Origin of the sequence: Halomonas sp. RT37 (assembly GCF_040070525.1) — a bacterium.
Lineage (GTDB): Bacteria > Pseudomonadota > Gammaproteobacteria > Pseudomonadales > Halomonadaceae > Halomonas > Halomonas litopenaei.
On sequence record NZ_CP098827.1, the window covers coordinates 2,034,928 to 2,058,106 of the forward strand.

Annotated in this window: 1 protein-coding gene; it reads left to right on the plus strand. The window is 63.7% G+C overall.

Annotated features, from left to right (window positions below; genetic code table 11):
- Window positions 1–390: 390 nt before the first annotated feature.
- Window positions 391–23,157, plus strand: a complete 22,767-nt coding sequence (locus NFG58_RS08820; protein ID WP_348828000.1) for a VCBS domain-containing protein — start codon at window positions 391–393, stop codon at window positions 23,155–23,157.
- The last annotated feature ends 22 nt before the right edge of the window (window positions 23,158–23,179 follow it).

Genomic DNA, 23,179 nt, shown 5'->3' on the forward strand with positions numbered 1-23,179 from the left:
TGGACGGTAATCTGCTTTAGCTAGCCCTGATGATATGACTCAGGGTTTCTTGACCACGAAAACGGGGCGCCCCAAAAGGGCGCGCCGTTTTCGTATCTGGCGCCTGGGCAGCGCCGAGGTGCGGGCGAGGGGAATGCCATGGAAGGCGGCTCTGTATTGGAGGAGGGCTCGACAAGGACTGACGTGAAGCATCAAAGGGGTAGCGAAGAGGCATGGGAAAGTTGGGCCATTGGATTAGAGGTAGTTCATTGTCCTCTAGTACAGTATTGACCTATACCCCATGCATGTAATGTGCGCATAAGCACAGTTTTGTTGCTGCCGGACTAGGTTTGTCATCCCTTTGTTCACAAGGCCTAGGTCTGTCATCCAAAAAAAGAGAGACGCGCCCCTATGATCATCGCCATCGTCGTACAAGTTACCGGCCAAGCCTGGGCCAGAGATGCGGAAGGCAATCTGAGGCCCCTGGCCGAGGGCGACCGCCTGACTGAGGGCGAGGTGGTGATCACCGAAACCGGCGCTCGAGTGAACCTCGTGCAACCCGATGGCACCCGCCTGGCGCAGCTCGGTGGCGAAGTCGAGGTGGCGATTAGCGAGGCGATCAACGAGCAAGGGTCGGCCGATGACGAGGTGATAGAAGACGCCGAGGTCGCCAGGGTCCTGGCGCTGCTCGAAGAGGGCGAAGGAGATCTGCTCGAGGCGTTGGAAGCTCCTGCCGCTGGCTCCGCGGGGGGCGCCGGCGTCGAGGGCGGGCACGATTTCGTGCGTCTTTTGCGTATCGTCGAGGAAGTGTCGCCGCTGTCGTTCGAGTACGGCTATCAGCGCGAGGCCTACGACGTTCAGGAGCAGGATGGCGGGACCGCGGCCGATGAGGACGAGTCCGTCACCCTGACGGGGCTCGATGGGCCTGCGGGAGCAGCAGGCAGCGCCGATATCGGCTTTTCCTCTGCCGAACAGACCGTCAGTGAGGCAGGACTTCCTGGCGGTAGTGCATCAGGCACCGCCGCGACATCAGCGAGTGGCAGTTTTGGTGTATCCGCTCCCGATGGCCTGTCGTTCATTACCGTTGGCGGCAGTGGTCCGATCAGCTTGGATCGACTCAATGGCCTGTCCGGCAATCCGCTGACCATCGAGACGCCCCTGGGCAGCCTGACGCTGACAAGCTATAGCGGCGATGACACCGGTGGTAGCGTTGCTTACACCTACGATCTGACCGACAACGTCGACAACGACAGCGTCGACGGCGCAACCGACGATGGCGTGGTCGACAGCATCGAGATTAGTGCTGTCGACAGCGATGGCAGTACCACCAGTGGCACTCTGGATATCGCGATTCTCGACGATGCGCCCGAGGCGGTGGATGATGCCACCACGACCGGCGAGGACACAGCGGTCACCTACAACGTGCTGGTCAATACCGACGGCACCAGCGATGTCCAGGGTGCGGACGGTGCCAGTGTCACCGACGCGAGCTTGCGTGATCCGAGCCAGGGCAGTGTGAGCTTCGACAGCAACACCGGTGAGGTGACCTTTACCCCGGCGGACGGCTTCGAGGGCGACGCGGTCATCGACTACACCATCACCGACGCCGATGGCGACACCAGCGACGCGGTGTTCACCGTCACCGTGGCGGCGGACTCCACGCCCACCGTCAGCGTGCCGGACGAATCCCCCGAGTCCGAGGGCGGTCAGTTCAGCGTCAGCGAGGCGGGCCTCCCGGGCGGCAGCGCGGCGGGCGACGATAGCCAGAGCACCAATGGCAGTCTGCCGATCACCACCGGTGGCGATAGCTTGGCCTCGCTGGTGATCAACGGCCAGAACGTGACGGGCGGCGGCACGGTCGAAGGCGACTACGGCACCCTGAGTGTCAGTGTCTCTGACGGCGAGTACAGCTGGAGCTACACCCTGGACGGCAGCACCCAAGACCACACCAGCCAGGGCACCGGCAGCGACGACCTGGCGGATCAGTTCGCCATCGTCGTTACCGACAGCGATGGCGACGAGGCCTCGACTAGTCTGACCATCGACGTCAACGACGATGTGCCCGTGGCCGTGGATGACGCCGCCAACACCGGCGAAGACACCCCCGTCACCTACAACGTGCTGGCGAACGACACCCAGGGCGTGGACGGTGCCAGTGTCAGCGACGCCACCCTGCGTGATCCAAGCCAGGGTAGTGTGAGCTTCGACAGCGACACCGGTGAGGTGACCTTCACCCCGGCGGCAGGCTTCGAGGGTGACGCGGTCATCGACTACACCATTCGCGATGCCGATGGCGACACCAGCGACGCGGTGTTCACCGTGACGGTGGCGGCGGACTCCACGCCCACCGTCAGCGTGCCGGACGATTCCCCCGAGTCCGAGGGCGGTCAGTTCAGCGTCAGCGAAGCCGGATTGCCGGGCGGTAGCGCGGCAGGCGACGGTAGCCAGACCACCGGCGGCAGTCTGCCGATCACCACCGGCGGCGACAGCCTGGCCTCGTTGGTGATCAACGGCCAGAACGTGACGGGCGGCGGCACGGTCGAAGGCGACTACGGCACCCTGAGTGTCAGCGTGTCTGACGGTGAGTACAGCTGGAGCTACAGCCTGAATGGCAGCACCCAGGACCACACCAGCCAGGGCACCGGCAGCGACGATCTGGCGGATCTGTTCGCCATTGTCGTTACCGACAGCGATGGCGACGAGGCCTCGACTAGTCTGACCATCGACGTCAACGACGATGTACCCGTGGCCGTGGATGACGCCGCCAACACCGGCGAAGACACCCCCGTCACCTACAACGTGCTGGCGAACGACACCCAGGGCGTGGACGGTGCCAGTGTCACCGACGCCACCCTGCGTGATTCGAGCCAGGGCAGCGTGAGCTTCGACAGCGACACCGGTGAGGTGACCTTCACCCCGGCTGCAGGCTTCGAGGGCGATGCGGTCATCGACTACACCATTCGCGATGCCGATGGCGACACCAGCGACGCGGTGTTCACCGTCACCGTGGCGGCGGACTCCACGCCCACCGTCAGCGTGCCGGACGATTCGCCCGATGCCGAAGGTGGGCAGTTCAGCGTCAGCGAGGCGGGCCTCCCGGGTGGCAGCGCGGCAGGCGACGGCAGCCAGAGCACCGGCGGTAGTCTGCCGATCACCACCGGCGGCGATAGCCTGGCCTCGCTGGTGATCAACGGCCAGAACGTGACGGGCGGCGGCACGGTCGAAGGCGACTACGGCACCCTGAGTGTCAGCGTGTCTGACGGTGAGTACAGCTGGAGCTACAGCCTGGATGGCAGCACCCAGGACCACACCAGCCAGGGCACCGGCAGCGACGATCTGGCGGATCTGTTCGCCATTGTCGTTACCGACAGCGATGGCGACGAGGCCTCGGCCAGTCTGACCATCGACGTCAACGACGATGTGCCGAAGGCTCGTGATGACAGCGACACTATTGCCGAGGAGACCGCTTCTGTTTCCGGCAATGTGCTGGGCAACGACACCACCGGCGCCGACACCTCCGATGCCGATCCGGCCAGCGTAGCGCTGGACGCGCCGACAGGCGCCGGCCAGTACGGCACCCTGACGCTCAACAGCGACGGCAGCTACACCTATCAGCTCGACAACGATGATCCGCGGGTGCAGGCGCTCAGCGGCGAAGAGCAACTTACTGAGACCTTTGCCTACACCCTGACCGACGCCGATGGCGACACCTCACCGGCGACGCTGACCATCACGGTGACGGGGACCAATGACGGCGTCAGCCTCTCGGGCCTGGCGAGTGAAGGCAGCGACGTATCGGTCAGCGAGGCGAACCTCGCCGGCGGCAGCGATGCCGACAGCAGCGCACTGACCCAGCCTGGCAACTTCACGTTCGCCAGCGTTGATGGCGTGGCCAGCGTGCAGGTGGGTAATCAGTCGTTGACCCTGGCCCAGCTGCAGGGTCTGACCGCCGATAGCCCGGTGGTGGTCGATACCGAATACGGCAGCCTTAGCCTGACCGGCTTTACACCGGCAGATAGTGCCAACCCGGCCGCCGGCGGCAGCGTGAGCTACAGCTACACCCTGGACACCCGCGTCGACAATGACAGCCAGGCTGAAGCCACGGATGCCGGCTTCACCGAGACGGTGACCCTGGTGGTCACCGACGATGACGGCAGTGCGGCCAACGGTAGCCTCAGCATCGCCATCGCCGACGATAGCCCGTTCGCGAGTAACGACAGTGACACCATTGCCGAGGAGACCGCGTCGATCACCGGCAATGTGCTGTCCAACGACACCACCGGCGCCGACACCTCGGATGCCGATCCCGCCAGCGTGGCACTGGACGCCCCGACGGGCGCCGGCCAGTACGGCACCCTGACGCTCAACAGCGACGGCAGCTACACCTACCAGCTCGACAACGACGATCCGCGGGTGCAGGCACTCAGCGGCAAGGAAACCCTCACCGAGACCTTTGCCTACACCCTGACTGACGCCGATGGGGATACCTCACCGGCGACGCTGACCATCACCGTGACCGGCACCGACGACGGTGTCAGCCTCTCGGGGCTGGCGAGCGAAGGCAGCGACGTTTCTGTCAGCGAAGCGAATCTGGAAGAGGGCTCCGCGGCGGATGCTGCGGCTCTGACCCAGCCTGGCAACTTTACGTTCGCCAGCGTTGATGGCGTGGCCAGCGTACAGGTGGGCAACCAGTCGTTGAGCCTGGCCCAGCTGCAGGGTCTGTCCGCCGATAGCCCGGTGGTGGTCGATACCGAATACGGCAGCCTTAGCCTGACCGGCTTTACACCGTCGGATAGTGCCAACCCGGCCGCCGGCGGCACCGTGAGCTATAGCTACACCCTGGACACCCGCGTCGACAACGACAGCCAGGCTGACGCCACGGATGCCGGCTTCACCGAGACGGTGGCCCTGGTGGTCACCGACGATGACGGCAGTGCGGCCAACGGCAGCCTCAGCATCGCCATCGCCGACGATAGCCCGTTCGCGAGTAACGACAGCGACACCATTGCCGAGGAGACCGCGTCGATCACCGGCAATGTGCTGGCCAACGACACCACCGGCGCCGACACCACCGAGGCTGATCCGGCCAGCGTGGCACTGGACGCGCCGACGGGCGCCGGCCAGTACGGCACGCTGACGCTCAACAGCGACGGCAGCTACACCTACCAGCTCGACAACGACGATCCGCGGGTTCAGGCACTCAGCGGCAAGGAGACCCTCACCGAGACCTTTGCCTACACCCTGACCGATGCCGATGGGGATACCTCACCGGCGACGCTGACCATCACCGTGACCGGCACCGACGACGGTGTCAGCCTCTCGGGGCTGGCGAGCGAAGGCAGCGACGTAGCGGTGAGCGAAGCCAATCTCGCCGGCGGCAGCGATGCCGACAGCAGCGCACTGACCCAGCCTGGCAACTTTACGTTCGCCAGCGTTGATGGCGTGGCCAGCGTACAGGTGGGCAACCAGTCGTTGACCCTGGCCCAGCTGCAGGGGTTGTCCGCCGATAGTCCGGTGGTGGTCGATACCGAATACGGCAGCCTTAGCCTGACCGGCTTTACACCGGCAGATAGTGCCAACCCGGCCGCCGGCGGCACCGTGAGCTACAGCTACACCCTGGACACCCGCGTCGACAACGACAGCCAGACTGACGCCACGGATGCCGGCTTCACCGAGACGGTGACCCTGGTGGTCACCGACGATGACGGCAGTGCGGCCAACGGCAGCCTCAGCATCGCGATCGCCGACGATAGCCCGTCCGCGAGTAATGACAGCGACACCATTGCCGAGGAGACCGTTTCTGTTTCCGGCAACGTGCTGGCCAACGACACCACCGGCGCCGACACCACTGATGCCGATCCGGCCAGCGTAGCGCTGGACGCGCCGACAGGCGCCGGCCATTACGGCACGCTGACGCTCAACAGCGACGGCAGCTACACCTATCAGCTCGACAACGACGATCCGCGGGTCCAGGCGCTCAGCGGCGAAGAGCAACTCACTGAGACCTTTGCCTACATCCTGACCGACGCCGATGGCGACACCTCACCGGCGACGCTGACCATCACGCTGACGGGGACCAATGACGGCGTTAGCCTTTCGGGCCTGGCTGCCGGGGGCGGCGACGTATCGGTCAGCGAAGCCAATCTGGAAGAGGGTTCCGCGGCGGATGCTGCGGCACTGACCCAGCCCGGCAACTTCACCTTTACCAGCGCCGATGGCGTGGCCAGCGTGCAGGTGGGCAACCAGTCGCTGACCCTGGGCGATCTGCAGGGTCTGTCCGCCGATAGTCCGGTGGTGGTCGATACCGAATACGGCAGCCTTAGCCTGACCGGCTTTACACCGTCGGATAGTGCCAACCCGGCCGCTGGCGGTACGGTGAGCTACAGCTACACGCTGGACACCCGCGTCGACAACGACAGCCAGGCTGACGCCACGGATGCCGGCTTCACCGAAACGGTGGGCCTGGTGGTCACCGACGATGACGGCAGTGCGGCCAACGGCAGCCTCAGCATCGCGATCGCCGACGATAGCCCGTCCGCGAGTAACGACAGCGACACTATCGCCGAGGAGACCGCTTCCGTTTCCGGCAATGTGCTGGGCAACGACACCACCGGCGCCGATACCACCGAGGCCGATCCGGCCAGCGTAGCGCTGGACGCCCCGACGGGCGCAGGCAATTACGGCACCCTGACGCTCAACAGCGACGGCAGCTACACCTACCAGCTCGACAACGACGATCCGCGGGTGCAGGCGCTCAGCGGCAAGGAAACCCTGACCGAGACCTTTGCCTACACCCTGACCGATGCCGACGGGGACACCTCACCGGCGACGCTGACCATCACCGTGACCGGTACCGACGACGGCGTCAGCCTCTCGGGGCTGGCGAGCGAAGGCAGCGACGTAGCGGTGAGCGAAGCCAATCTGGAAGAGGGTTCTGCGGCGGATGCTGCGGCACTGACTCAGCCTGGCAACTTCACGTTCGCCAGCGTTGATGGCGTGGCCAGCGTGCAGGTGGGCAACCAGTCGTTGACCCTGGCCCAGCTGCAGGGCCTGTCCGCTGATAGCCCGGTGGTGGTCGATACCGAATACGGCAGCCTTAGCCTGACCGGCTTTACACCGGCAGATAGTGCCAACCCGGCCGCCGGCGGCACCGTGAGCTACAGCTACACCTTGGACACACGCGTCGATAACGACAGTCAGGCAGGTGCCACGGATGCCGGCTTCACCGAAACGGTGGGCCTGGTGGTCACCGACGATGACGGCAGTGCGGCCAACGGTAGCCTCAGCATCGCGATCGCTGATGATGCGCCGGAAGCGGTGGCCGACACCAACAGCATTACCGAAGAGACCGCCACGGTCGGCGGCAATGTGGTCGCGGGTGGTACCGGTGCCGATACCCTGGGCGCCGACGCCACCACGGTGACCGCCGTCAGCAGTAACAACGCCAGTGGCAACAGTGCCAGCACGGTCGACGGCAATCTGGTCATCGAGGGGCAGTACGGCACTCTGACCATCGCCTCGGACGGCAGCTACAGCTACGCGCTGGATAACACCAATCCGGCGGTGCAGGGCCTGGACGGTGACGAAAAGGCCACCGAGGTCTTCACCTACACCCTGACCGATAGCGACAACGACGTCAGCAGCACCACCCTGACGCTGACCATCCAGGGTCAGGAAGATGATGCGCCGACCGTGACGGTCGAGGACAGCGACGCCGACGTCAGTGGCGCCGACAACAGCGTGACAGAAGCCAGTGGCGAGACCGTCACCGGCAGCTTCACGGTGGGCGGCAGTGCCGGCCTTGCCAGCGTCACCATTGCGGGGGTGGAGCTGGTCGGGGCGGACTTTACCACCCCGGTGACCATCCCCAATGACGCGGGCCAGGGCAGCCTGAGCATCACCGGCTTCGATGCCGACAGCGGTACCTTCAGCTACAGCTACACCGAGACCGGCGGTGCGGCGACCCACAACGCGGCTGACGACAACATCGTCGACAGCTTCGCGATCGTGGTCACCGACCACGAAGGTGACACTGCCAGCAATAGCCTGGATATCCAGATCCTGGATACCGCGCCGGAAGCGGTGGCTGACACCAACAGCATTACCGAAGAGACCGCCACGGTCGGCGGCAATGTGGTCGCGGGTGGTACCGGTGCCGATACCCTGGGCGCCGACGCCACCAAGGTGACGGCCGTCAGCAGTAACAACGCCAGCGGCAACAGTGCCAGCACGGTCGACGGCAATCTGGTCATCGAGGGTCAGTACGGCACTCTGACCATCGCCTCGGACGGCAGCTATAGCTACGCGCTGGATAACACCAACCCGGCGGTGCAGGGCCTGGACGGTGACGAAAAGGCCACCGAGGTGTTCACCTACACCCTGACCGATAGCGACAACGACGTCAGCAGCACCACCCTGACGCTGACCATCCAGGGTCAGGAAGATGATGCGCCGACCGTGACGGTCGAGGACAGCGACGCCGACGTCAGTGGCGCCGACAACAGCGTGACAGAAGCCAGTGGCGAGACCGTCACCGGCAGCTTCACGGTGGGCGGCAGTGCCGGCCTTGCCAGCGTCACCATTGCGGGGGTGGAGCTGGTCGGGGCGGACTTTACCACCCCGGTGACCATCCCCAATGACGCGGGCCAGGGCAGCCTGATCATCACCGGCTTCGATGCCGACAGCGGCACCTTCAGCTACAGCTACACCGAGACCGGCGGTGCAGCGACCCACAACGCGGCTGACGACAACATCGTCGACAGCTTCGCGATCGTGGTCACCGACCACGAAGGTGACACCGCCAGCAATAGTCTGGACATCCAGATCCTGGATACCGCGCCGGAAGCGGTGGCCGACACCAACACCATTACCGAAGAGACCGCCACGGTCGGCGGCAATGTGATCGGCGGTACCGACAGCGGAGCGAGTGCTGGTGATGCGGCCGACACTCTGGGCGCCGATGCCACCACGGTGACGGCGGTGACCTACACCGGTGCTGACGACAACACCACCGCCGGCACGGCCAACGCCGATGGTGACCTGGTCATCGAGGGGCAGTACGGCACCCTGACCATCGCCTCGGACGGCAGCTACAGCTACGCACTGGATAACACCAACCCGGCGGTGCAGGGTCTGGACGGTGACGAAAAGGCCACCGAGGTGTTCACCTACACCCTGACCGATAGCGACAACGACGTCAGCAGCACCACCCTGACGCTGACCATCCAGGGTCAGGAAGATGATGCGCCGACCGTGACGGTCGAGGACAGCGACGCCGACGTCAGTGGCGCCGACAACAGCGTGACAGAAGCCAGTGGCGAGACCGTCACCGGCAGCTTCACGGTGGGCGGCAGTGCCGGCCTTGCCAGCGTCACCATCGCGGGGGTGGAGCTGGTCGGGGCGGACTTTACCACCCCGGTGACCATCCCCAATGACGCGGGCCAGGGCAGCCTGATCATCACCGGCTTCGATGCCGACAGCGGTACCTTCAGCTATAGCTACACCGAGACCGGCGGTGCGGCGACCCACAACGCGGCTGACGACAACATCGTCGACAGCTTCGCGATCGTGGTCACCGACCACGAAGGTGACACTGCCAGCAATAGCCTGGATATCCAGATCCTGGATACCGCGCCGGAAGCGGTGGCTGACACCAACAGCATTACCGAAGAGACCGCCACGGTCGGCGGCAATGTGATTGGCGGTACCGACAGCGGAGCGAGTGCCGGTGATGCGGCCGACACCCTGGGCGCCGACGCCACCAAGGTGACGGCCGTCAGCAGTAACAACGCCAGCGGCAACAGTGCCAGCACGGTCGACGGTAATCTGGTCATCGAGGGCCAGTACGGCACCCTGACCATCGCCTCGGACGGCAGCTACAGCTACGCGCTGGATAACACCAACCCGGCGGTGCAGGGCCTGGACGGTGACGAAAAGGCCACCGAGGTCTTCACCTACACCCTGACCGATAGCGACAACGACGTCAGCAGCACCACCCTGACGCTGACCATCCAGGGTCAGGAAGATGATGCGCCGACCGTCACGGTCGAGGATACCGATGCCGACGTCAGCGGTGCCGACAACAGCGTGACAGAAGCCAGTGGCGAGACCGTCACCGGCAGCTTCACGGTGGGCGGCAGTGCCGGCCTTGCCAGTGTCACCATTGCGGGGGTGGAGCTGGTCGGGGCGAACTTTACCACCCCGGTGACCATCCCCAACGAAGGCGGCCAGGGCAGCCTGAGCATCACCGGCTTCGATGCCGACAGTGGCACCTTCAGCTACAGCTACACCGAGACCGGTGGGGCGGCGCTCCACAACGCGGCTGACGACAACATCGTCGACAGCTTCGCGATCGTGGTCACCGACCACGAAGGTGACACCGCCAGCAATAGCCTGGACATCCAGATCCTGGATACCGCGCCGGAAGCGGTGGCCGACACCAACAGCATTACCGAAGAGACCGCCACGGTCGGCGGCAATGTGATTGGCGGTACCGACAGCGGAGCGAGTGCCGGTGATGCGGCCGATACCTTGGGCGCCGATACCACCACCGTGACCGCCGTCAGCAGTCACAACGCCAGCGACAACAGTGCCAGCACGGTCGACGGCAATCTGGTCATCGAGGGTCAGTACGGCACTCTGACCATCGCCTCGGACGGCAGCTACAGCTACGCGCTGGACAACACCAACCCGGCGGTGCAGGGCCTGGACGGTGACGAAAAGGCCACCGAGGTCTTCACCTACACCCTGACCGATAGCGACAACGACGTCAGCAGCACCACCCTGACGCTGACCATCCAGGGTCAGGAAGATGATGCGCCGACCGTGACGGTCGAGGACAGCGATGCCGACGTCAGTGGTGCCGACAACAGCGTGACAGAAGCCAGTGGCGAGACCGTCACCGGCAGCTTCACGGTGGGCGGCAGTGCCGGCCTTGCCAGCGTCACCATTGCGGGGGTGGAGCTGGTCGGGGCGGACTTTACCACCCCGGTGACCATTCCCAATGACGCGGGCCAGGGTAGCCTGAGTATCACCGGCTTCGATGCCGACAGCGGTACCTTCAGCTACAGCTACACCGAGACCGGCGGTGCGGCGAGTCACAACGCGGCTGACGACAACATCGTCGACAGCTTCGCGATCGTGGTCACCGACCACGAAGGTGACACTGCCAGCAATAGCCTGGACATCCAGATCCTGGATACCGCGCCGGAAGCGGTAGCCGACACCAACAGCATTACCGAAGAGACCGCCACGGTCGGCGGCAATGTGATTGGCGGTACCGACAGCGGAGCGAGTGCCGGTGATGCGGCTGATACTCTGGGCGCCGATACCACCACCGTGACCGCCGTCAGCAGTAACAACGCCAGTGGCAACAGTGCCAGCACGGTCGACGGCAATCTGGTCATCGAGGGTCAGTACGGCACTCTGACCATCGCCTCGGACGGCAGCTACAGCTACGCGCTGGATAACACCAATCCGGCGGTGCAGGGCCTGGACGGTGACGAAAATGCCACCGAGGTCTTTACCTACACCCTGACCGATAGCGACAACGACGTCAGCAGCACCACCCTGACGCTGACCATCCAGGGTCAGGAAGATGATGCGCCGACCGTCACGGTCGAGGATACCGATGCCGACGTCAGCGGTGCCGACAACAGCGTGACAGAAGCCAGTGGCGAGACCGTCACCGGCAGCTTCACGGTGGGCGGCAGTGCCGGCCTTGCCAGTGTCACCATTGCGGGGGTGGAGCTGGTCGGGGCGAACTTTACCACCCCGGTGACCATCCCCAACGAAGGCGGCCAGGGCAGCCTGAGCATCACCGGCTTCGATGCCGACAGTGGCACCTTCAGCTACAGCTACACCGAGACCGGTGGGGCGGCGCTCCACAACGCGGCTGACGACAACATCGTCGACAGCTTCGCGATCGTGGTCACCGACCACGAAGGTGACACTGCCAGCAATAGCCTGGACATCCAGATCCTGGATACCGCGCCGGAAGCGGTGGCCGACACCAACAGCATTACCGAAGAGACCGCCACGGTCGGCGGCAATGTGATTGGCGGTACCGACAGCGGAGCGAGTGCCGGTGATGCGGCCGACACCCTGGGCGCCGACGCCACCAAGGTGACGGCCGTCAGCAGTAACAACGCCAGCGGCAACAGTGCCAGCACGGTCGACGGTAATCTGGTCATCGAGGGCCAGTACGGCACCCTGACCATCGCCTCGGACGGCAGCTACAGCTACGCGCTGGATAACACCAACCCGGCGGTGCAGGGCCTGGACGGTGACGAAAAGGCCACCGAGGTCTTCACCTACACCCTGACCGATAGCGACAACGACGTCAGCAGCACCACCCTGACGCTGACCATCCAGGGTCAGGAAGATGATGCGCCGACCGTCACGGTCGAGGACACCGATGCCGACGTCAGCGGCGCCGACAACAGCGTGACAGAGGCCAGTGGCGAGACCGTCACCGGCAGCTTCACGGTGGGCGGCAGTGCTGGCCTTGCCAGCGTCACCATTGCGGGTGTGGAGCTGGTCGGGGCGAACTTTACCACCCCGGTGACCATCCCCAACGAAGGCGGCCAGGGCAGCCTGAGCATCACCGGCTTCGATGCCGACAGCGGCACCTTCAGCTACAGCTACACCGAGACCGGTGGGGCGGCGCTCCACAACGCGGCTGACGACAACATCGTCGACAGCTTCGCGATCGTGGTCACCGACCACGAAGGTGACACTGCCAGCAATAGCCTGGACATCCAGATCCTGGATACTGCGCCGGATGCAGATGATGACGCCACCACGACCGGTGAAGACCAGTCTGTCACCTACAACGTCCTGGCGAACGACACCCAGGGCGCGGACGGCGCCAGTGTCACCGACGCCACCCTGCGTAATCCGAGCCAGGGCAGCGTGACCTTCGACAGCGACACCGGTGAGGTGACCTTCACCCCGGCGGCGGGCTTCGAGGGCGATGCGGTCATCGACTACACCATCCGCGATGCCGATGGCGACACCAGCGACGCGGTGTTCACCGTCACCGTGGCGGCGGACTCCACGCCCACCGTCAGCGTGCCGGATGATTCCCCCGATGCCGAAGGTGGTCAGTTCAGCGTCAGCGAAGCCGGACTGCCGGGTGGCAGCGCGGCAGGCGACGGCAGCCAGAGCACCAGTGGCAGTCTGCCGATCACCACCGGTGGTGACAGCCTGGCCTCGCTGGTGATCAACGGCCAGAACGTGACGGGCGGTGGCACGGTGCAAGCCGACTACGGCACCCTGAGTGTCAGTGTGTCTGACGCTGGGGATTACAGCTGGAGCTACACCCTGGACGGCAGCACCCAGGATCACACCAGCCAGGGTTCCGGCAGTGATGACCTGGCAGACCTGTTTGCCATCGTCGTCACCGACAGCGATGGCGATACGGCACAGACCAGCCTGACCATCGACGTCAACGACGATGTGCCGGAGGCTCGTGACGACACCAACACCATTGCCGAGGAGACCGCTTCTGTTTCCGGCAATGTGCTGGCCAACGATACCACCGGCGCCGACACCACCGATGCCGATCCGGCCAGCGTGGCACTGGACGCCCCGACAGGCGCCGGCAATTACGGCACGCTGACGCTCAACAGCGACGGCAGCTACACCTACCAGCTCGACAACGACGATCCGCGGGTGCAGGCACTGAGTGGCAAGGAAACCTTGACCGAGACCTTTGCCTACACCCTGACCGACGCCGATGGGGACACCTCGCCGGCGACGCTGACCATCACCGTGTCCGGTACCGACGACGGCGTCAGCCTCTCGGGGCTGGCTACCGGGGGCAGTGACGTATCGGTGAGTGAAGCCAATCTGGAGCAAGGTTCTGCCCCGAGCGAGGGTGCGCTGACCCAGCCTGGCAGCTTCACCTTTACCAGCGTCGATGGCGTGCAAAGCGTGCAGGTGGGCAACCAGTCGCTGAGTCTGGCGCAGCTGCAGGGGCTGTCCGCCGATAGTCCGGTGGTGGTCGATACCGAATACGGCAGCCTTAGCCTGACCGGCTTTACACCGGCAGATAGTGCCAACCCGGCCGCCGGCGGCACCGTGAGCTACAGCTACACCCTGGACACCCGCGTCGACAACGACAGCCAGGACGGCGCCGACATCAACGGCTTCACCGAGACGGTGGCCCTGGTGGTCACCGACGATGACGACAGTGCGGCCAACGGTAGCCTCACCATCGCGATCGCTGACGATGCGCCGGATGCAGATGATGACGCCACCACGACCGGTGAAGACCAGTCTGTCACCTACAACGTCCTGGTCAACGACACCGAGGGCGCGGACGGCGCCAGTGTCACCGACGCCACCCTGCGTAATCCGAGCCAGGGCAGTGTGACCTTCGACAGCGACACCGGTGAGGTGACCTTCACCCCGGCGGCGGGCTTCGAGGGCGATGCGGTCATCGACTACACCATCCGCGATGCCGATGGCGACACCAGCGACGCGGTGTTCACCGTCACCGTGGCGGCGGACTCCACGCCGACCGTCAGCGTGCCGGACGATTCCCCCGATGCCGAAGGTGGTCGGTTCAGCGTCAGCGAGGCGGGCCTCGCGGGCGGTAGCGCGGCAGGCGACGGCAGCCAGAGCACCAACGGCAGCCTGCCGATCACCACCGGTGGCGACAGCCTGGCCTCGCTGGTGATCAACGGCCAGAACGTGACGGGCGGCGGCACGGTCGAGGGTGACTACGGCACCCTGAGTGTCAGTGTCTCTGACGCTGGGGAATACAGCTGGAGCTACACCCTGGACGGCAGCACCCAGGATCACACCAGCCAGGGCACCGGCAGTGATGACCTGGCGGATCTGTTCGCCATTGTCGTTACCGATAGCGATGGCGATACGGCACAGACCAGCCTGACTATCGACGTCAACGACGATGTGCCGGAGGCTCGTGACGACACCAACACCATTGCCGAGGAGACCGCTTCTGTTTCCGGCAATGTGCTGGGCAACGACACCACTGGCGCCGACACCACCGATGCCGAGCCGGCCAGTGTGGCACTGGACGGGCCGACGGGCGCCGGCAAGTACGGCACCCTGACGCTCAACAGCGACGGCAGCTACACCTACCAGCTCGACAACGACGATCCGCGGGTGCAGGCACTCAGCGGCAAGGAAACCCTGACCGAAACCTTTGCCTACACCCTGACCGACGCCGATGGCGACACCTCACCGGCGACGCTGACCATCACGGTGACCGGTACCGACGACGGCGTTAGCCTCTCGGGGCTGGCTACCGGGGGCAGTGACGTATCGGTGAGTGAAGCCAATCTGGAGCAAGGTTCTGCCCCGAGCGAGGGTGCGCTGACCCAGCCTGGCAGCTTCACCTTTACCAGCGTCGATGGGGTGGCCAGCGTGAAGGTGGGCAACCAGTCGCTGAGTCTGGCGCAGCTGCAGGGGCTGTCCGCCGATAGCCCGGTGGTGGTCGATACCGAATACGGCAGCCTTAGCCTGACCGGCTTTACACCGGCGGACAGTGCAAACCCGTCCGCCGGCGGCACGGTGAGCTACAGCTACACCCTGGACACCCGCGTCGACAACGACAGCCAGGAGGGCGCCGACATCAACGGCTTCACCGAGACGGTGGCCCTGGTGGTCACCGACGATGACGACAGTGCGGCCAACGGCAGCCTCAGCATCGCGATCGCTGACGATAGCCCGACCATCGAGTTTGTCGAAGCGCCTGCCAGCGTGGTCGAAGGCCAGGAAGTCGAGGGCACCTGGAGCACCGACGCCGGCGCCGATGGTGCCAGCGTCAGCGTGACAGTGGCAGGCGAGACCAAGCCTCTGGGCGATGGCGATACCAATTTCGTCAGCTTCGATCTCGCCGAAGGCACGCTAACCGTCACTGGCGACGGCAGCTGGACCTTTGACGCGAAGGACAACCTCGACCAGGGCAACAGCCCGTCGATCGACTTCACCATCACCACCGAAGACAGCGATGGCGATACTGCCACCGACAGCCATACCGTCACCATCACCGACGGCACCGGTCCGAGTGTCAGCGTGACGGACAGCGATCCGGCCAGCAGCAATGCGTCCGTTTCCCTGCAGGATGCCGACACCGAAGGCACCGCCTCGGATACCGACGTGGCGAGCCTGACCTTTACCGCCGGCAGTGACGCCATCACCTCGATTGCCTTCGGCGACATCGACGGTATCAGCGTCCAGGGTCTGGCGGCTGGTGAGTCCTTGGTCTGGAGCGAAAACGACGCCGGTGAGCTGGAAGGGCGCACCGAGGCCGGCGGTGACGCTGTCCTGACCTTGACCCTGAGCTCTTCTGGTCCTGTGGCCGCGGGCGAGGAGCAGGTTGTCACCGTCACTGCGACCCTGGCCGAGAGCCTGGCCCACGCGGTCGACGCCGATAGCCTGTCGATCACCGGCATCAGTGTGGTCGGCACCGATACTGACGGTACCAGCACCGAAGCGGGTGTCTCGGTCAGTGTGGCCGACGATCAGCCGACCCTCGAGATCGCCGATACCGCCGAGACCGTGGTCGAAGGCCAGAGCGCCAACGGCACCTGGACCACCGACGCCGGTGCCGATGGCGCCACCGTCAGTGTAACGGTGGCAGGCGAGACCAAGCCGCTGGGTGATGCCAGTGATGCAACGGTCAGCTTCACCACCGACGAAGGCACTCTGACCGTCGGTCGCGACGGTACCTGGACCTTCGACGCCAACGACGACCTCGACCAGGGCAACAGTCCGTCGATCGACTTCACCATCACCACCGAAGACAGCGACGGCGATACCGCCACCGATAGCCACACCGTCACCATCACCGACGGCACCGGCCCGAGCGTTTCGGTCACCGACAGCGATCCGGCCTCGACCCAGGCCAGCCTGGCACTGGATGACGACGAGACCGAAGGCGCCGCCTCGGATACCGACGTGGCGAGCCTGACCTTTACCGCCGGCAGCGACGCCATCACCTCGATCGGCTTTGGCAATATAGGTGCCGATGACAGCGTCACCGGCATCAGCGTCACCGGCCTGGATGGCGAGCTGATCTGGAGCACCAACAACGCCGGCGAGCTGGAAGGGCGCACCGAGGCAGACGGTGACGCCGTCCTTACTCTGACCCTGAGTCCGGCGGTTGACGCGAACAACCCGATCGCTGCCGGTACTCAGCAGGTCGTCACCGTGACCGCGACCCTGGCCGAGAGCCTGGCCCACGCGGTCGACGCCGATAGCCTGTCGATCACCGGCATCAGCGTGGTCGGCACCGACACCGACGGTACCAGCACCGAGGCAACCGTCTCGGTCAGCGTGGCCGACGATCAGCCGACCCTCGAGATCGCGGATACCGCGGAGACCGTGGTCGAGGGCCAGAGTGCCAACGGCACCTGGACCACCGACGCCGGTGCTGATGGGGCGACCGTCAGTGTGACGGTGGCAGGCGAAACCAAGCCGCTGGGCGATGGCGATACCGATTTCGTCAGCTTCGATCTCGCCGAAGGCACGCTAACCGTCACTGGCGACGGCACTTGGACCTTTGAGGCCAAGGACAACCTCGACCAGGGCAACAGCCCGTCGATCGACTTCACCATCGCCACCGAAGACAGCGACGGCGACACCGCCACCGACAGCCACACCGTCACCATCACCGACGGCACCGGCCCGAGTGTCAGCATCAAGGAAGGCGACGATGATGCTACTACCGAGGCGCTGGATCTGACGCTGCAGGACGCCGACACCGGAGTCTCTGCGGATCAGGACAGTGGCGTACTGACGTTTAACGCTGGTAGCGACAGCCTGGTGAACTTCGGCTTCGGCAATATAGGTGCCGATGACAGCGTCACCGGCATCAGCGTCCAGGGTCTGGCGGCTGGTGAGTCCTTGGTCTGGAGCGCAAACGACGAGGGTGAACTAGAGGCTCGACTCGCCGGCAGCGGCGACCTGGTGCTGACCCTGAGCCTGCAGGCGCCGGCCTCGGTGGCGGCTCAGAACAGTGGCGATGTCAGTGTCACGGCCACGCTCAGCGACAGTCTGCCCCATGAGGTGGCAGCGACGCTGAAGAACTCACTGTCTATCGAGGGCGTGAGTGTGGTGGCGAGCCAGGCTGATGGGGATAGTACGACGGCTACCGTCAAGGTTTCGGTGGTCGATGACGCGCCGGAGGCGGTGAATGATCAGCTCGATGGCGTGCAGTCTTCGCAGGTGATCAGCAAGGGTGCCGATGTTGGTCTGCTGGCCAATGACACCCAGGGCGCCGACGGCGCCACTGTGACCTTCGTCGATGAGTCTTCCCTGCAGGGTTCCTTGACGTGGAACGCCGATGGCAGCTTTGACTATACGGCCAAGGACAACGCCAGCTACACCGAGGTGGTCAACTACACCATCACCGACGCCGACGGTGATACCAGTCAGGCCACCCTGACCATCAATGTCGAAAACGGTACGCCGACGACTCAGCCGACTAACGTGCAGGTCAACGAGGCCGGGCTTGACGAGGGTTCCCAGTCGGCGACCAATTCAGAGCAAGTGAAAGGGCAATTGGTGGCGACCGATGCCCAAGGCGACGACTTGACCTTCAAGGCGGAGACCCTCAAGGGCAACTATGGCGAGATCGACATCCGCGCCGATGGTTCCTTCACCTACACCCTGACCAAACCGGTCACCTCGTCGGATAACCCCGTCGATGACGCCGAGAGCTTTGTCTATACGGTGACCGACAGCCACGGCAATTCTGCCACCGGCACCATTACCGTCGATGTCATCGATGATGTGCCTCAGGCCGTCAATGACACCCCCGCTGCGCTGCAGTCCGGTACCTCGTTGACCACCACAGCGGGCAACGGAATGCTGGCCAATGACGTCCAGGGTGCGGACGGGGCCACGGTCATCTCCGTCGATGACAGCGGGCTGCGTGGTCAGCTCAGCTGGAACGCCGACGGCAGTTACACCTACACCGCCGACGCCAACGATAGTTATGAAGAGGTAGTGAGCTACACCATCAGGGACGCCGATGGCGATACCAGCCAGGCGACCATCAAGTTTGTGGTGAACGACGGCTCGCCCACGGCCAATGCCAGCGCAGCTACCGTCAGCGAGGCCGGGCTTGCCACGGGCAGCGATGCCGCCAGCAATAGCGAAGTGGCGGAAGGCCAGCTTCAGGCAAGTGATGCCCAGGGCGATGCACTGACGTTCACCGCCACGACCCTGCGCGGCAGCTACGGCACTCTGGTCATCGAGGAGAATGGGTCCTACACCTATACCCTCGATACCGCCGTGACCGGCGCTGAGGCGGATAACGGTCAGAACACCCTGAATGGCCAGGACGTATTCAGCTATACCGTGATCGATGCCCACGGCAATAGCTCGACTGCCAGCATCAGCATCAATATTGTCGATGACGTGCCAACGGCGGTCGATGACGTTGTGAGCACCGCCGAGGACACTGAGGTCACCGTCGACGTACTGGCCAACGACGAGGGCGGAGCCGATGGCGCCACTCTGGTGTCGGCGAGCATGGCGTCGGGCTACGAGAGTGCTGGCAGGGTGACCATCGATAGCGACAGCGGTGAGGTGACCTTCACTCCGGCGGCGGGCTTCGAGGGCGCCGCGGTCATCGACTACGCCATCACCGATGCCGACGGCGACACCAGCAACGCCACCTTGACTGTCAATGTGGCGGCTGACTCCACGCCGGAGGCCACCAATGGTGTCGCTCGCGTGGACGAAGATGGCCTGTCGGGTGGCAATGCCGGTGGCCCGGGTGATGCGGCCGGTGAGGCGACCGTCGTCACCGGGACGCTTGGCTATTCCTTTGGCAACGATGGGGCAGCGAGCTCAAGTGCCTTTAGCTGGAGTCTTGATGGCCTGCCCACGGTAACGGCCAGTGGCCAGGCGGTGTCCTACACGTTGAGCGACGACGGCCGCACGGTCACGGGGCGTGACGCCTCCAACGCACTGGTGTTGACCGTTGCCCTGACCGGGGTGGCGAACGGCGCCTACAAGGTGACACTGCACCAGCCTCTGGACCATGGTGAGCAGGGTACGGAGGACTCTCTGGCGTTCAATGTCGGCTACACCATCGTCGATTCCGATGGCAGCCCGGCCAGTGGTCAGTTGCAGGTGCTGGTCAACGACGACAGCCCGGAGGCCTTTACCTCGGATTCGGCTGCTCTCGTCGATGGTCGAGGCGGTCAGCTGAACTTTGCTGGCGTGTCTGGTGCCGATGGGGTCAAGGACGTGACCTTCACCGATGTGCAGGGGCAGCCAGCCACTGACGCGGACGGCAACCCCCTCTACTTTGACAGCGAGGCGCTGACCTATCAGGTATCCACCGACGGTCATCAGTTGCAGGCGGTGACTGCGGATGGGGTTGTCGGCTTTACGGTCACCCTGGATCCGGCCGGAGACGGCTATCAGATCAACGTTGCCGATGGCGAGATCAGCAACGGGCGTGTCGAGCGTGCCGATATCTCTGAACTGAGTCTCGATGGTGTCGTGCAGTACCACGGCATTAACTACCAGGACGATGAGGGTGACAACGACGTTCTCTACTCGACGCCCAATGGCGTTGGCATGGTGCCGCTGGACGGCACGCTCGGTGTCTTCGGTGGTGTAAGTCCCGGTATCGAGCTTAACGAAGTCATCCGCATCAGTTTCCTCGATAGCCTGGGGTTCTCTGTCACCGGTGAGCCGAGCTGGCAGGGGCACGAAAGTGTGTCCGAGGTGACCCAGACCATCCATGTTGAAGGTGACGGTGCCAAGGCAGTGGTCACCGTGGCTGCCTTCAACTACGCAAGTGATGTGCCGGGTTCTGGGTCTCCCAGCCAGACGGTGGACAACGATATTCGTCTGAGCGCCGATGACGTCCGCATTCTCGATCAGACAGGCACCGATGTTACCAACAAGGTGTCCATCAGCGTCGATGGGGCCGGCCGTCTGATTCTGGATGGTGTGGAGGATGGATGGTCGTTCGAACTCAGTCCGGATGGTGGGCTCCAGGGTATCGAGGTGGTGGGCGGTAGCAATACGCCCTTTACCCTGGGCGATATGGACTATCGGCTTGGTGAGGCGGGGGATGCCTTTGACATCGAGCTCGGATTGACCGGTATTGATGGTGACGGCGATAACGCTGCGGGCAGCCTGACCGTCGAAGTCAGCGCTCCAGATCAACTGTTCGTCGGTGATAACTCCGACAATAGTGTTTCCGGCGGTGGCGGCAGTGATGTCATGGTCGGCGATGGCGGTGGCAGGTTCACCGTGGTGAATCCGGCTCAGAACTACAACATCTCTCTGATTCTCGATTCCTCGGGCAGTATGGGCGAGGATTCAGGTACTGAAGGCTTGACTCGTATGGAGCTGGCCAAGAGAGCACTAAAGAACCTGGTCGAGCAGCTCGCTGACTTTGAAGGTACCGTCAACGTTCAAATCATTGATTTTGATGAAGGCGCAAGCGCAGTAGAAGCGCTTGACTTAGGATCCTCGTCGGAAGACCTCGAGGACATTATTGAGCACATTGATGAGGCGTTAGCCAGTGGGGGGACGAATTACGAAGCGGCATTTACCGAATCTGAAGGATGGCTGAAGGCGCTTTCGGAGAATAATGGTTACGAGAATTTGACGTTTTTCTTGACGGATGGTCAGCCGACCTTCTATGTCACCGATACAGGCGATGTCGGTGGAACCGGTAGGAGCTTTGGGGTCGATGAGTTTGTGAATTCTATCGATGCCTTTGGAGAGCTTTCTGCGATCAGTCGCGTCGAAGCGATTGGTATAGGTTCTGGTGTTGATAAGGATATTCTAAGATTTTTTGACAACACCGATGTACTGGATGAAGGAAGCGGTAGAGCGATTGAGCTGAGCGGTTCCCGTGTACTGGCCGACTTTTCGGGTAGAAACGATGAGTTGGATGCCCGGGGAGCGTGGACGCTGTATGGGGATCAGCGGAGCTCCTTGCGAGTTTCTGGCGGGCAACTCGAGCTGACGGACGTAACGTCCGGGACAAACAGTTGGAGTGCGTACGCGATTAGCGATTCCTTTGCGTTAGATTCTGCGCCTGGCAAAGAAACGGCTATAGAAATTCGTTACAGAACGGATCTTTATGGCCCCGATGATGAGTTTCAATACCTGATTCAGAAATACGATAGTCAGGGGGGATGGAGCACTGTATACAGTGAAGTAGGCGGTGAAAGCGAAAGCTGGACAACGTTAGAAAGTAGCTTCCTCGATTCTGGGGTTTATCGAATTATCGTTAACGTGGTGAACGGTTCGGGGCAATCTGACAGCATCACTTTGGATAAGATTACGGTAAACGAGTACGTGCTGTCGGCGGCCTCAGGCGAGCCTTCCATCGTCAACACCGCCGAGGAGCTCGAGGCGGTGCTCAAGGGCGGCTCGTCCTTCGATAAGCTGGCGGAACTCGGCGACGATGTACTCGATGGGACGGATCGCGGTGACATCATCTTCGGCGACACCATCAATACCGACCATCTGGAATGGACCAATGGCGATGGTGAAGAATTCAGGGCAGGCGAGCATGATGGCCTTGGTTTTGCCGGGCTGTTCGAGTTCCTCAAGTGGTCGGAAAATGGCGGAGCGGATCCCGACGAGACCCAGGTGCTCGAGTACATTCGAGGAAACTATGAATCCTTGATGGACACCGAGCGCAAGGATGGCGGCGCCGATACCCTCAAGGGTGGTGACGGTGACGACACCCTGATCGGCGGCGGTGGTAGCGACACGCTATATGGTGAGGAAGGCGATGACCTGCTGCTCGGTGGTGCCGGCGATGACACCCTGGTCGGAGGACTCGGGGCGGATACCTTCGCCTGGGTGCTGGGTGATGAGGGAGTGGGCGGGGATCCCGCCGACGACGTCATCACCGACTTCCACGTCGCGCCGGCCGGTGTCGACGCCAGCCAGGACCCAGAGGCCGATGTGCTGGATCTCAGCGAGTTGCTGCAAGGCTACGACAAGGACGACGACCAGCAGTCGCTGAATGACTATATCCACGCGGAGAAGGAAGGAGATGATATTGTGCTGTACGTCAAGAGCGACGGAAATCTGGCGGACGACAATGGCAACGCTGATCAGGTCATCACCCTGGAAGGCGTGGCCAACGCGGCCCCGAGTGCCGATGATTTCCTGACGCAGTTGCTCAACCAGGGCCAGCTGGATGTGTAGGCAGGCGCTCGGTCCCGTCGTA